Here is a 12,791-nt window from a genome sequence, read left to right as displayed (position 1 = left end):
GACCGGTCGCCGGGCGCACGTGCATGCGTGCGTTCAGTTCCGCAACAGCTGGAGACATGGCCATCCAAGACCAGAATACATCCACCTCGGCGTCTGTCGCGATGATCGGCCAGGCCCTCACCGGCGATCCGGAAAGCCTGCGCAACCTGGTCGGCCTCGTCGGCGCCTTCTCCATTCGCCTGATCGTCGCGGGCCTGATCCTCGGCGTGACGCTCTGGTTGGCGGGACGGCTCGCCCGCCTGGTCGAGCGGAGCGTGGCGCGGCTCAGCAAGAGCGGCTCCACCGACCCGACGCTGACAAAGTTCGTCGCGGGGTTCGCGCGATATATGATCATCGCGATCGGCCTCGTCGTCGTGCTTCAGCAACTCGGAGTGCAGGCGACCTCGGTGATCGCCGTGCTGGGCGCGGCCTCGCTGGCGATCGGCCTGGCGTTGCAGGGAACCCTGGGCAATGTCGCCGCAGGCGTGATGATCCTGCTGTTGCGGCCCTATCGCGTCGGCGACCACGTCGAACTCAGCGGCCGCCAGGGCACGGTCGCGGCGATCGACCTCTTCAACACCCGGCTCGCCGAGTTCGAGGGCATGACCCTCTACGTGCCCAACGGCAAGGTCTTCGGGGACATGATCGTGAACTTCAGCAAGTCGGGTCGCCGGCGCTTCGAACTGACGTTCACCGTCGACTACGAGGACGATCTCGACCTCGCCCTGGAGAAGATGCTGGAGGTCGCCCGAGCCGACCCGCGCGTGCTCGGAGATCCCGAACCCTGGGCCAAAGTCACGGCCACAGCCGATTCCGGCGTCAACGTCTCCATGCGGTGCTGGGCCAGTACGTCCGATTGGTTCAACACCAAGTGGGACCTCTTAAAGGCCGTCAAGGAGGCCTTCGACGCCGCCGGTCTGCGGTTCCCCTATCCGCATCAGGTGCAGGTGGACCGCGCGCCCCGCGAGGTCACCGCCAAAGTGCGCCTGCAGCGGATGACCGCCAACTAGGCTCCGCGCGCGGCTGGGCTATAGTCGCCGACGGGCGCCGGCACGGGCGCCTCGATCGCGAGCCTCAGATGAACACCGCCACTCCGGAGGAAGGCCAGACGGCGGCCCGCACAGGCCTCTTCGAGGACCCTTTCGCCGACTGGGCCAACGACGACATCCTGTTCACCAGGCCGGCGCGCATGGCGCTGGGCGCGCGCCGGCTGCCCGCCCTGCGGGTGCTGGACTGGCCCGAACTGCGCGCGCTGTTCGCCAGCTACGACACGCCGGCCAACCAGAACGCCCGGCGAGACCGACGCCTGGCGCTTCTGGCCGTGGGCAGCGCCGCGGCGGGACTGGCCGCGGCGGCCTTCGCTCCCCTCGCCCCCGGGCCGTGGCTGGGCGCGGCGGCGGCCGTGCTGACGATCGGCGGGGCGGGACTTGCGGCGCTGCACGCCCTGGACGCGCGCCCCCGGGCCCGCTGGCTTGGCGCGCGCTATTGGACCGAGCGGGCCCGGGCGCTCTACTTCCAGACTCTGATCAACAACCTCGGACTGGCCGCCGCGGCGATCGAAAACGATACGGCCTTAGGCGAATGGAAAGCCGCTCGCGCCCAGGCGCTGACCGCCTTGCCCCGCTTCGACGACCAGGCCGCCGACGTGCCGCGTCTGGCCGGCGTCGCCACGGAGGCGGAGGCCTGGGTCGTCGCCGAGTGGGCCGCGCCGCCCGCGCCACCGCCGGCCTCGGTCTCGCTGGAACTGCTTTTCGACATCCTCGGCCGCCAGCGGTTCGACAGCCAGATCGCCTACGCCGAGCGCAAGCTGGGCGATTCCGTGCGGACGCCGCGCCGGCGATCGCAGGCGCTGAAGCTGGGCGGAACGATCCTGCCGATCATCGCCGTGGCCGCCGCGGCCGCCGGCGGGATGCTGCTGGCGCTGGGGCGGCCGCCAGCCGACCTCGGCGTCGCGGTGTCGCTGGCCTTGGCCGCCAGCGCCTGCGCGGGCGCGCTCGCGCTGCGCCTGATCAACGATAGCCTGCGGGTCTCGGAGGACGCTGGCCGCTACGCCCGCTACGCCGCCGCCGTCATGCGCGCCCGCGCCCGCTTCGAAGCGGGCGACGTCGCCGAGAAGGTCGCCGCCCTGCGGGAGATGGAAGTCATCGCCTACCGCGACCTCCGCGAGTTCGTGGCGGACCATTGGCGGGCGCGCCACCTGATGTAGGGCGCGGAGACAGCCCGACCGCACCGCCACCACCGCGGCAGCATGAATCCAATGCGACTTTAGGTTGACGATCCGGCAGTTTCGTCGACTACTGTTCGCCCAATCGGATCAGGTGTCGGGGGGATGCGATGTCTGAGGGCCCGGAAGGCCCGACGGAGCCCGGAAACGGTCTCCAGAGGCTCGATCGCGACGAGATCAACAAGACCTCCGTTCGATACATCATCTCCCCAAAGGTCTTCGAGGCCTATGAGGATTCGGACGACGGCGACGCGGCCCGCGTCGATCTGATCATTGAGATCAACCTGGAGCATCGGGGCGGACGCTCCCAAGGCCAGAGCGAGGTGGTCGACCGCGTGCGCAAGATCGTCGCGGACGACCCGGCTTCCAAGATGCGGGCCCCGGACCTGAGCCGGCATCACGTCTTCGCCCGGCTCACCCGAAAGCAACTCGAGGACCTGGTCGCCGCCGACAGTCGGGAGGCCGCGGAGGCCAAGCGGGCGCCGGCGATCTACAAGGTGTGGCCCGACCGGCCGCTCGAGGCCTATCTCGACAGGTCGGTTCGGATCATCAAGGCCGACGCCTGCCTGAGGTCGTTCGGCTCGGACGGCGACGGAATTGTCTGGGCCGTGGCCGACAGCGGGATCGAGGCCGGGCACGCCCATTTCGAGTTGCACGGGAATCTGACTCTCCCGGCCGTAGGCCGGCCACCCGCGCAATCGCCGCGTCCTGGCGACCAGCCGCCACTCGAGCACAAGGACTTCACGCTCGAGCAGACGGGTTGGGGAGTCGACGGGTTCGGACACGGCACCCACGTGGCCGGCATCATCGCCGGCATCTGTCCGAACGGATGGCCGGACGTGGCGGGGTCGGCTGGGAAAAAAGCCAAGCCGACCAGCTACCGGGTGCGTCGCGAAAAGGACCATCAGGACCGGATCCGCAACCGGCTCGAACGCTGCGAAAAGGCGATGCAGGGCGTCGCGCCCAAGGCCAAGCTCGTCAGTCTCAAGGTTCTGGACAGCGACGGCCGGGGCCAGGAGAGCTCCCTGCTCGCGGCCATCGACTACATCGCCCGGATCAATGACGACGGTCGCTGGCCGCGGATTCACGGGCTGAATCTCAGCCTCGGCTATGGCTTCGACGCCGAGTGGTTTGCGGCCGGTCAGAGCCCGCTCTGCGTGGCCGTCGACCGCCTTGTGCGTCAGGGCGTGGTCGTGGTGGCCGCGGCGGGGAACGACGGGTCGGCGATGATCGCGACCGAGAATTCGCCACGGGGTCGGCGCGTCGGGCTGGACCAGACGATCACCGATCCGGGCAACGCCGAATTGGCCATCACGGTCGGCTCCACCCATGCCGAACAGCCCCACACCTATGGCGTCTCCTATTTCTCCTCGCGAGGGCCTACGGCCGACGGCCGGCCCAAGCCCGACATCGTGGCCCCCGGGGAGCGGATCATTTCGGCCGCCTCCCCCGGCGCGATCAGCAAGCTGATCGGCGGCGACCCGGAGCTGAAGGACGCCATCAGCGGGGCGGATACGAAGGCCGCCTACTATCGCGAGGAGACCGGCACCAGCATGGCGGCGCCTCATGTGTCGGGCGCTATCGCCGCCTTCCTGTCCGTTCGCTCCGAGTTCATCGGCAAGCCCGACCGGATCAAGGAGATCCTGATGACCAGCGCGACCGACCTGAAGCGCCGGCGCGACTTTCAGGGCGCGGGCCTGCTGGACCTGATGCGCGCCATCCAATCCGTGTGAAGGACACCATCATGGCAACGCTCGCCGGGCTTCCCTACGTCGCGCTTCGCTTCAACAAGGACGGGACCCGCGCGACGAGCGGGCCAATCTGGCCGAGCGGGGTCACCGACCTGATCGTCATCTCGCACGGCTGGCATCAGGATCCGGACGACGCCGAGCAGATGTACACGCAGATGCTGGCGCATCTTCAGGCCCAGGCCGGAAGCCGCCTCGCGGGTCGCACGCTCGGCGTCACGGGCGTCTACTGGCCGTCGGACCAGTTCCGCGACGACCTCTCGCAGGAATCCGTGGCGGTCCTCGGCTCCGCCGCGGCGGCGGCGGTGGCTGGCGGCGACGACGCCGATCTCGAGAAGCTCAAGACGCGCGCCCGCGATCTGGCGCACCTCTTCGACATGGCGCCGGACAGGCTGGAGGGCCTGGTCACCTATGCCGCCACGGGCGGAGCGGGTGACGCCGACGCGCTGGTGGAGGCGCTCCGCGCGGCCATGGGTCCGCCCGGCGAGGTGGACGCCGAGATGCAGGCCGAGCACGCCGAATTGCTCGATCCCGCGGTGGCGGGACGCGAGATCGTCCAGGGCCTCAAGAGCGCCGGCGCCAGGGGTGCGGCTGCGGCGGCGAGCGGCGGCCAAGCCGCGGCGGCCCTTGGCTTTGGGGGCGCGGCGGCGTCTTCGCTCGGCTTCCTCAGCGGCCCGGTCGCTGCTGTCGCGACGCTGTTGAACCAGGCCGCCTACTTCAATCTGAAGAAGCGGGCCGGGATCGTCGGGGTTGCGCTCGGCAAGCTGGTTGACGCGGCAGGCTTGGCGGACGGCCAGCGCCTGCATCTGGTGGGCCACAGCTTCGGCGCGCGCCTGGTCACGGCGGCGACGTCGACCATGACCAGGGTGAAGCCCTACAGCCTGACGATGCTGCAGGGCGCCTTCTCCCACAATGGTCTCGGCGTGGATATCAAGCCGGGGCTGAACGGCGCGTTCCGCAACGTGGTCGCCGACGCCAAGGTGGCGGGCCGGATCGCGATCACCCACACCTGGAACGACCATGCCGTCGGCGTGGCCTACGCAATCGCCTCGCGGGCGTCCAACGAGGTGGCGTCGGGTTTCATCGGCGTGACCGATCACTTTGGGGGCGCCAAGGATATTTTCGGCGGCATGGGCGCGAACGGCGCCCTGCGGTTGAAGGACGGCGAAAGCGTGCGCCAGGTCCTGGACGGCCAAACCGTTCCAGCGCTCGGCGCGGGCGTCTCGAACCTCAAGTGCGATTTCATCAAGAGCCACAGCGACATCCGGACGCCCCAGGTGGCGCGGGTGCTGCTGGCGGCGATGGCTTGAGCTCCGGCGGTGGACGCGGAAGGACCCGCGAACCTCAGCGGCTACGAGCGGCGCGCCTTCAAGGCCGCCGGGCTCTCGTGCCCGCTGTTCGTCTCCCGCGCGGGGCGCGAACCGGTGATCGTGCTGCATGAGCTGCCCTCGATAACGCCACAGGTCGCCCACCTGGCCGAGGTTCTGGGTCGCGCCGGGTTCCGCATCTACATGCCGTCGTTTCTCGGTCGGCCAGGCGCCGTTCCCAACCTGCTCGATCAGGCGGCCAGCCTGGCCCAGGCCTGCGTCCGCAGCGAGATCCTGGCGCTGAAGAAGGGCGACCACACCCGCCGCGCCGTCGCGGGGCTGCGCGTCATGGCCGCGCAGGCGTCGGCGGAGGCCGGCGGCGCCAAGGTCGGCGTTCTTGGACTGTGCCTGACCGGGGGCTTCGCGCTTGCGACCGCACTGGAGCCGACCGTCGCCGCAGCGGTCGCCAGCGAGCCTTCCCTGCCGTTGAAGTCGCCAGCGGACATCGACCTGTCGCCGGCGGACCAGGCGACGCTGAAGGCCCGCATCCGAGAGGGCGACCTGCGGGCCATCCTGTTGCGGTTTCAGGATGACGCGATATCGCCGTGCGAACGCCTGCGCCGCTATGGCGACGTTCTGGAAGGCGGCGTCGCCTCAAGATGCCTCCCCAAGTCGGCGGCGAACCCGGCTTACCGGGGCCGCGTTCGCTATCACTGCGTCCTGACCAACGAACTGATCGAGGAAGCCGGCTCGGACACGGTCGCCGTCCGCAACGAGGTGATCTCGTTCTTCGATTGGCGCCTGCGCGGCGGCCCGGCCCCCGCGCCCACGCATGACCTGCCGGACTGCCTGCTCCACGGGTGCGTGCGGCGCCTGCCAGGCGGGCCAAAGGCCAGACCGACCACGTGACGGATGGCGCAACCGTCGCGGCGTCGATCGGCCGCGAGCCTGAAGAGACGGCGCGGCGTCGACGCTTCTCGCCGATGTCGAACAGGTGATTCGCTTCCGGCGCGTGACGGATCCATGGATAGTTGTTTCCAGCGCCCATCGGAGGACCCGTGTCATGACGCATGGCTTCCAGCACCAGGGCCCCGGCTTCGGCTTTCCCATGCCGAAGTCCGCCGCCTCTCCCCAGCACGGGCAGAAGGCCTCGGAGAAGCCGCTGCCCATCCCGGAGCCGCGCACCTACAAGCCCCGACCGGGCCACTAGCGGCGCGCTCGGCATCCATCCGCCCTCGGGACCGTAGATTGAGCAAAGGCGACGCTGCGCCGGAGCGGCGGACGCTGTAGACTGGGTCAACGCGTGGGGGCGCGAGAACGAGGTTGGAGATGACTGAACGCCTGTGGATGGCGCGCCGTGAGCTGATCGCGGGCGCGGCGGGTCTGGTCATGGCGCCGGGGGCGGCGCTGGCCGCGCCGAACCGCCTGGCCTTCCAGGTCTTCCGCAACGGGACGCGGGTGGGCGATCATCAGATCACCTTCACCGGCGACGACGCCGCGCGGACCGTGACCACGGACGTCACCATGGTGGTCAAGCTGGGACCGGTGCCAGTGTTCAAGTACCGGCACAAGGCGGTCGAGCGCTGGGCTGGCGGCAAGTGGGCCAGCGTGGAGACCTCCACGAACTCCAACGGCAAGATGCAGACGGTGTCGGCGCAGGCGATGGGCGGCTACGTTCAGATCGACGGGCCGGCCGGCTCCATCCGCGGCCCCGCCGACGCCGTGCCGCTCAGCCACTGGAACCAGGCCAGCTTCGGCCACCCGCTGTTCAACCAGCAGGAAGGCAAGATGCTGAAGGTGCGGTGCAGTCAGGTGGCGGCCGGCCACTGGGCCATCCGCGGCGAGACCGAGATCGACGACTTCTATGACGCCAAGGGCGACTGGATGGCGCTGAAGGGCAAGCTCGACGACGGCTCGACCATGGAATATCGGCGCGTCTGAGCGCTTGCGCCGATCGCGACGCGGCGCCTAAGCTCCGCCGCATGTGCACAGAGCGCCTCCGGGACTGACCTCCCCCGTTTCGCCCAAGGGCCGCCGCCGCGCGCGAGCGTGAGCCCGTCTGCACACCCCCTGTCCCGGGGCCTTCCATGAGCTTCTTCCGCAACGACGCGATCAACCGCGTCAATCTCCATTCCGCCATCCAGGCGCTGGCCGCGGGCGCCGGCGGCGTCTTCATCCTGGTCTTCATGCTGCGGGCCGGCGTGCCCGCCCCGCTGGTGCTCTGTTCGATGACCGCGATGACCGGCGGCCGGTTCCTGTTGCGGCCGTTCGTGCCCCGGCTGGCGCGCCGGATCGGCCTGCGACAGACGCTGGTGCTCGGCACGGTGCTGGAGGCGGCGGTCTTCCCGCTACTCCCGCTGGTGAAGGGCGTCGACGCGATGTTCCTCGCGGTCGTCCTGATCAGCCCGATCGGCAGCGTCCTCTATTGGACCTGCTACCATGCCTACTTCGCCAGCGTGGGCGACGCCGAACAGCGCGGCGGCCAGATCGGCGCGCGTGAGGCGATCAACGCCATCGTCGGCATCGTCGCCCCCCTGCTCGGCGCCTGGGGGCTCGCGGCCGGCGGCCCCTGGCTCACCTTCCTGGGCGCGGGCGTCATTCAGATTCTCGCGGCCTTCCCGCTGCTGGGCGCGCCCGAGGTCGCGGTGCCGCACGACGCGCCCGGCGGAGTCCGTTCGGCGATGCGCGGCGCCGCGCTGATGGCCTGCGACGGCCTGTTCGCCGGCGGCTACTACTACGTCTGGCAGATCGCGCTCTTCATCACCCTCGGCGAAAGCTACGCCGCCTATGGTGGGGCGGTGGCGCTCGCCGCGCTTGTGGGCGCAGCCACCAGTCTCTGGATCGGCCGGCACATCGACGCCGGGCGGGGCCGCTCGGCGGTGGTCATCGCCCTGGTGGTTGCGGTGGGCGTGCTGGTGCTGCGCGCCTTCAGCATCGGCTCGCCCTGGCTGGCCGTGGCCGCGAACGCGATGGGCGCCCTGGTGGTGGCGGTCTGGATCCCTGCCCTGATGACGCCGGTCTACAACCTGGCCAAGGAATCGCCCTGCCCGCTCCGCTTCAGCGTGGCGACGGAAGGCGGGTGGGACCTGGGCTGTGGCGGGGCCTGTCTCGTCGGCGCGGGAATGATCTGGGCGGGCTACACCCTGGCTGCGCCGGTGTTGCTCAGCCTTGCCGGCGCTTTGACCGCTTTCGCACTGCTCTGGCGTCGATACGGGTCGCAGTCGCGCGCTTTGGCTTCCCCTTGATGCAAACTGTCACAAACCAGGGCCACAAGGCCTGTGGCCGGGGCGGCGGAGTCGAGGAGTTGTCATGGGCTGGAAGACGGTTTGGTCCGGCGTTGTCGCCGCGGCGGCGCTTGCCGGTTCGGCGGCCGCCCAGCCGCACAATGTGATCATCTTCGTCGCCGACGGCTTGCGGGCCAAGAGCGTGACGGCCGAGGTCGCCCCCGAGCTGGCGGCCGTGCGGTCCGAGGGCGTGGACTTCACCAACAGCCACTCGATCTATCCCACGGTGACCACCGCCAACGCCTCGGCCATCGCCACCGGCCACTACCTCGGCGACACTGGGAATTTCGGCAACACGATCTACGTGGGCGCGCCGCTGCCGCCGCCCGACGGAACCTCGCTGGCCGCCATCGAGGAGGATCCGACCTTCGCCCTGCTCAACGACCGCTTCGAGGGCAACTACCTGGGCGAGACCAGCCTTCTGCAGGCGGCGCGGGCCAAGGGCTTCGCCACGGTGAGCGTCGGCAAGCTGGGGCCCGTCGGCGTGCAGGACGTCCTCGCCCACGATGGCCGGGGCACGATCATCATCGATGACGAAACCGGCCGCCGACCGCAGGACGGCCTGCCCCTGTCGCCCGAGATCGCCGCGGCGATCGCGGCGGCGGGCCTGGAGCTACGCACGCCCGACCGGGGCGCGAACGCCTTCGACGGCGACGACAAGACACCCGGGACCAAGGTCGCCAACGTATCGCAGCAGGACTGGTACCTGGCCGTGGCCACCAAGGTGCTGCTCCCCCGCTTCAAGACGCAGGGCAAGCCGTTCGTCATGGTCTTCTGGTCGCGCGACCCGGACGGATCACAGCACAATCACGGCGACAGCCTCAACGCGCTGGAGCCGGGCATCAACGGACCGACCTCGAAGGCCGCGATCGCCAACGCCTCGAAGGATCTGGGCGCCCTGCGCAAGGCGTTGGCCGACCTGGGCCTCGCCGACACCACCGACGTGATCACCACTGCCGATCACGGCTTCTCCACCATGACCCGTGAGGCGCCGAACAGCGCCTCGGCCCGATATCGCTATCCCGGCGTCGTCCCCGGCTTCATCCCGCCGGGCTTCCTGGCGATCGACATGGCCCAGGCGCTGGGCCTGCCGCTGCACGATCCCGAGGGCAAGGCGATCAATCCGGCCGCAGGAGGCTATCCGAAGCACGGCGCGCTCCTGGGCGCCGACCCGGCCCATCCCGAAATCGTGCTGGCCCCCAACGGCGGGACCGAGTTGATCTGGCTGCCCGGACCGGACGCCAAGGCGCTGGCGGCCCGGGTGGTCGAGTTCCTGACGGGGCAAGACTACACCGCCGCGATCTTCGTGAACGACGGGCTGGGCCCGATCCCCGGCGCCCTGCCGACCAGCGCGGTCAACCTGCTGGGCTCGTCGCGCACGCCCGCGCCCTCGATCGCCGTCAGCTTCAGGACCTCGAGCCTAGGCTGCGACGAGCCCGAGATGTGCGCCATCGAGATCGCTGACTCCGGCCAGCAGCAGGGCCAGGGCATCCACGGCTCGCTGGGCCGCCAGGACACCCACAACTTCATGGCCGCGGTCGGCCCCGACTTCCGCAAGGGCTTCGCCGATCCCACGCCCGTCAGCAACGCCGACTGGGCGCCGACGCTGGCGCACATCCTGGGCCTGGACCTGGGCGGACGAGGCGCCCTGAAGGGCCGGGTGATGCGCGAGGCCCTGGCGTCCGGAGCTCCCGTCGGCAGCGGCGTCTTCACGCTGCGCTCGGCGCCGGCGGCCAACGGCTTCGTCACGATCTTGAACGGCCAGACGGCCGATGGCGCGCGCTACTTCGACGCCGCCGGCGCGCCGGGACGGACGGTGGGTCTCAAGCCCTAGGAGGCCCTCCCGCCCCCCGCCGTCACGGCCCTGTCGCACTGGCGCGCCACAAGACGCCTCAGCGGCACGGGGGGCGCAAATGACCGGCTTCATCATTTCCACGACGTCGACGAGCAAGGTCACGCTCAAGGGCGACGACACCCTCGACGTCACCGCCTCGGGGCTCCTGAAGCCGTCGAGCCCCGCCGTCACCTGGAACCTCTCCACGGCCCAGGCCGGAGCGGGCGTGGTGGTGACCAACTTCGGCTCCATCGCCCCCACCAGCGGCCGGGCGTTCGACACCTCCGGCTCGGCCGGCGCGGCGGTCAGCTTCACCCTGGTGAACAAGGCGGACGCGACGATCGCCGGCGTCTCCGACGTGATGCGGATGCAGAGCTCGGTCGCCGGCGGCTCGATCAGCATCGACAACGCAGGCTCGATCACCGCCGGCTCGGGCCGCGGATTCAACATCCAGGAATTCTCCGGACTCGCGCACCTGACCTTCACCAACCGCGCCGGGGCGACCATGCAGTCGTCCGACGACTTCCTGCGGGTGACCACGGGCGGCTCTGGCCCATTCACCGGCACGGTGATGGTCGACAACGCCGGGACGATCAAAGCGACCGGGGGCGGCCAGGCGCTCGACCTCAACGACCTCAACCCGACGGCGCTCGGCCATACGTCGATCCTCAACGAATCGGGCGGGCTCATCCAGGCGACCGACGCCGACGCCGTGCGCGGCGGCGCCTACGCCACGATCGAGAACTACGGGACGATCCAGGCCGTCGGCTCAGGCAGCAGCGACGGCCTCGACTTCCAAGGCAACGCCGGCGGGCTGGTGAAGAACCACGCGGGCGGTCTGATCAGCGGCGCGCGCCATGGGATCACCGGCGACGAGCCGCTCACGGTCGAGAACGCCGGGACCATCACGGGCGTGACGGGCGGCGGGATCAATCTCGACACCGCGTCCGCCACGACCAGCACGATCAAGAACTTCGCGGGCGGCCAGATCCTGGGCCACGCGGCCGGCTCGACCGATGGCGACGCCGTGGACGTCGACGGCCTCGTCGATCTGCAGAACGCCGGCCTGATCCAGGCGTTCGGGACCTCGACCGGCGGGACGACCGAGGGCCTGGCCCTGGGCGGCGGCGTGGTGACCAACCTGGCCGGCGGGGAGATCGTCTCCAGCCAGCGGGCGATCACGGTCGACGACAGCGACGGCGGCGCGGCCTTCGGCGCGCTGAACCTGACCAACTCGGGCCTGATCCAGGGCGGCGAGGGCGAGGCCATCGTGATCGTCGGCGGCTTCGCCGATACGATCACTAACGCCGGAACCATCATTGGCTCGATCGCCACCGGCGGCGGCGACGACCACATCAATATCTACGGCGGCGCGACGACCGGCGGGATCGACGGCGGCGACGGCGTCGACACCCTGACCCTGCTGGGGTCGGGCGGCGGGGTTCTGACGGGCGTCGTGGGCGTCGAGACCCTCGAGGTGGAAGGCGGCGACTGGACCCTGGACGGCGCGAACGGCTTCACGGCCACGACACTGCTGGCCGGCGACCTGACGCTGACCGCGATCGGGGCGGCGGGCTCGGGCGCCATCGCCTTCCAGGCCGGCGCGCAGGTGCTGGCGCTGACCACGGCGGCGTTCGGAGGCGGCGCGTTCGCCAACGAGGTGGACGGGCTGGGCCAGGACGACGCCATCCGCCTGGTCGGCGTGGGCGCGGCGAGCGCGCTTTCGCTGGACGGCGGCAACCTGCTAACCGTGACGACGGGCGGCGGCGCCTTCGCGATCCAGCTCGATCCCGCGCAGTCCTTCGCCGGCAAGGTCTTCGCCGCCGTCGACGACGGTGCGGGCGGACTCTACCTGACCTATGGCGACGACCATGCGCCGCTCGCCTACGACGACGCCGCGGGGGTGAACGAAGACGCCGCGGTGATCATCGACGTTCTCGGCAACGACGTGGACGCCGACCCGTTCGACGCGCTTGAGATCGTGTCGGTGTCTGCGACGGCGCAGGGGGCGAGCGTGGCGGTGGTGGACGGCCATCTGGTCTACACGGCCGACGCCGACGTCTTCGACCTGCTGGGGCTGGGCCAGACGGCGCAGGACAGCTTCACCTACGTGATGCGCGACGCCGGCGGGGAGACCAGCAGCGCGAGCGTCTCGGTGACCATCTCGGGCGTGGCCGACGGCCCCACCCAGACCGGCGGAAACGGGGTCGACACGCTGACGGGCACGTCGGCGGACGAGAAGCTCGACGGCGGCAACGGGAACGACAGCCTTTCCGGCGGGGCCGGGGCCGACACCCTGGTGGGCGGCAACGGCGACGACGCCCTCTCGGGCGGCGACGGCATCGACAGCCTCACGGGCGGCAACGGCGCCGACACCCTGGAAGGCGGCGCGGGCCACGACATCCTGGCCGGCGG

At 70.3% G+C, this 12,791-nt stretch carries 10 protein-coding genes; all 10 read left to right on the top strand.

Annotation, left to right across the window (positions count from 1 at the left end; all coding sequences use genetic code 11):
- The first annotated feature begins 56 nt into the window (after positions 1-56).
- Positions 57-989 (top strand): mechanosensitive ion channel domain-containing protein, encoded by a 933-nt coding sequence (locus GC203_RS18235; RefSeq protein ID WP_293457631.1) that lies wholly within the window; start codon positions 57-59, stop codon positions 987-989.
- Between the two features lie 68 nt (positions 990-1,057).
- Positions 1,058-2,185, top strand: coding sequence for a hypothetical protein (locus GC203_RS18230; RefSeq protein ID WP_293457628.1), 1,128 nt, complete (start codon positions 1,058-1,060; stop codon positions 2,183-2,185).
- Between the two features lie 128 nt (positions 2,186-2,313).
- Entirely contained in the window at positions 2,314-3,936 is a 1,623-nt protein-coding gene (locus GC203_RS18225; RefSeq protein ID WP_293457626.1) for a S8 family peptidase, read from the top strand.
- A gap of 11 nt (positions 3,937-3,947) precedes the next feature.
- On the top strand, positions 3,948-5,261 hold the full coding sequence (locus GC203_RS18220) for a hypothetical protein (protein ID WP_293457623.1): 1,314 nt from the start codon (positions 3,948-3,950) through the stop codon (positions 5,259-5,261).
- A 9-nt stretch (positions 5,262-5,270) separates the two neighbouring features.
- Entirely contained in the window at positions 5,271-6,167 is an 897-nt protein-coding gene (locus GC203_RS18215; RefSeq protein WP_293457620.1) for a dienelactone hydrolase family protein, read from the top strand.
- Positions 6,168-6,321: 154 nt separating this feature from the next.
- On the top strand, positions 6,322-6,468 hold the full coding sequence (locus GC203_RS18210) for a hypothetical protein (RefSeq protein ID WP_293457618.1): 147 nt from the start codon (positions 6,322-6,324) through the stop codon (positions 6,466-6,468).
- 119 nt (positions 6,469-6,587) lie between these two features.
- Positions 6,588-7,199, top strand: a complete 612-nt coding sequence (locus GC203_RS18205; RefSeq protein ID WP_293457617.1) for a DUF6134 family protein — start codon at positions 6,588-6,590, stop codon at positions 7,197-7,199.
- A gap of 146 nt (positions 7,200-7,345) precedes the next feature.
- Positions 7,346-8,503 carry an MFS transporter gene (locus tag GC203_RS18200; protein ID WP_293457614.1) on the top strand — a complete coding sequence of 386 codons (1,158 nt, stop codon included), beginning with the start codon at positions 7,346-7,348 and terminating at the stop codon, positions 8,501-8,503.
- Between the two features lie 64 nt (positions 8,504-8,567).
- Positions 8,568-10,376, top strand: a complete 1,809-nt coding sequence (locus GC203_RS18195) for an alkaline phosphatase family protein (protein ID WP_293457611.1) — start codon at positions 8,568-8,570, stop codon at positions 10,374-10,376.
- A 79-nt stretch (positions 10,377-10,455) separates the two neighbouring features.
- On the top strand, positions 10,456-12,791 hold a 2,336-nt coding region (locus GC203_RS18190; protein ID WP_293457609.1), incomplete at its 3' end, for an Ig-like domain-containing protein.

The organism is Phenylobacterium sp. (genome assembly GCF_016124325.1).
Taxonomy (GTDB): Bacteria; Pseudomonadota; Alphaproteobacteria; order Caulobacterales; family Caulobacteraceae; genus Phenylobacterium.
Note: the sequence above shows the minus strand (reverse complement) of the source record. Positions and strands in the feature narration are given on the sequence as shown.

Bases quoted from the DNA above. Each gene is read 5' to 3' on its own strand.
- GC203_RS18235 (WP_293457631.1), top strand. From the start codon at position 57: ATGGCCATCCAAGACCAGAATACATCCACCTCGGCGTCTGTCGCGATG.
- GC203_RS18230 (WP_293457628.1), top strand. From the start codon at position 1,058: ATGAACACCGCCACTCCGGAGGAAGGCCAGACGGCGGCCCGCACAGGC.
- GC203_RS18225 (WP_293457626.1), top strand. From the start codon at position 2,314: ATGTCTGAGGGCCCGGAAGGCCCGACGGAGCCCGGAAACGGTCTCCAG.
- GC203_RS18220 (WP_293457623.1), top strand. From the start codon at position 3,948: ATGGCAACGCTCGCCGGGCTTCCCTACGTCGCGCTTCGCTTCAACAAG.
- GC203_RS18210 (WP_293457618.1), top strand. From the start codon at position 6,322: ATGACGCATGGCTTCCAGCACCAGGGCCCCGGCTTCGGCTTTCCCATG.
- GC203_RS18205 (WP_293457617.1), top strand. From the start codon at position 6,588: ATGACTGAACGCCTGTGGATGGCGCGCCGTGAGCTGATCGCGGGCGCG.
- GC203_RS18200 (WP_293457614.1), top strand. From the start codon at position 7,346: ATGAGCTTCTTCCGCAACGACGCGATCAACCGCGTCAATCTCCATTCC.
- GC203_RS18195 (WP_293457611.1), top strand. From the start codon at position 8,568: ATGGGCTGGAAGACGGTTTGGTCCGGCGTTGTCGCCGCGGCGGCGCTT.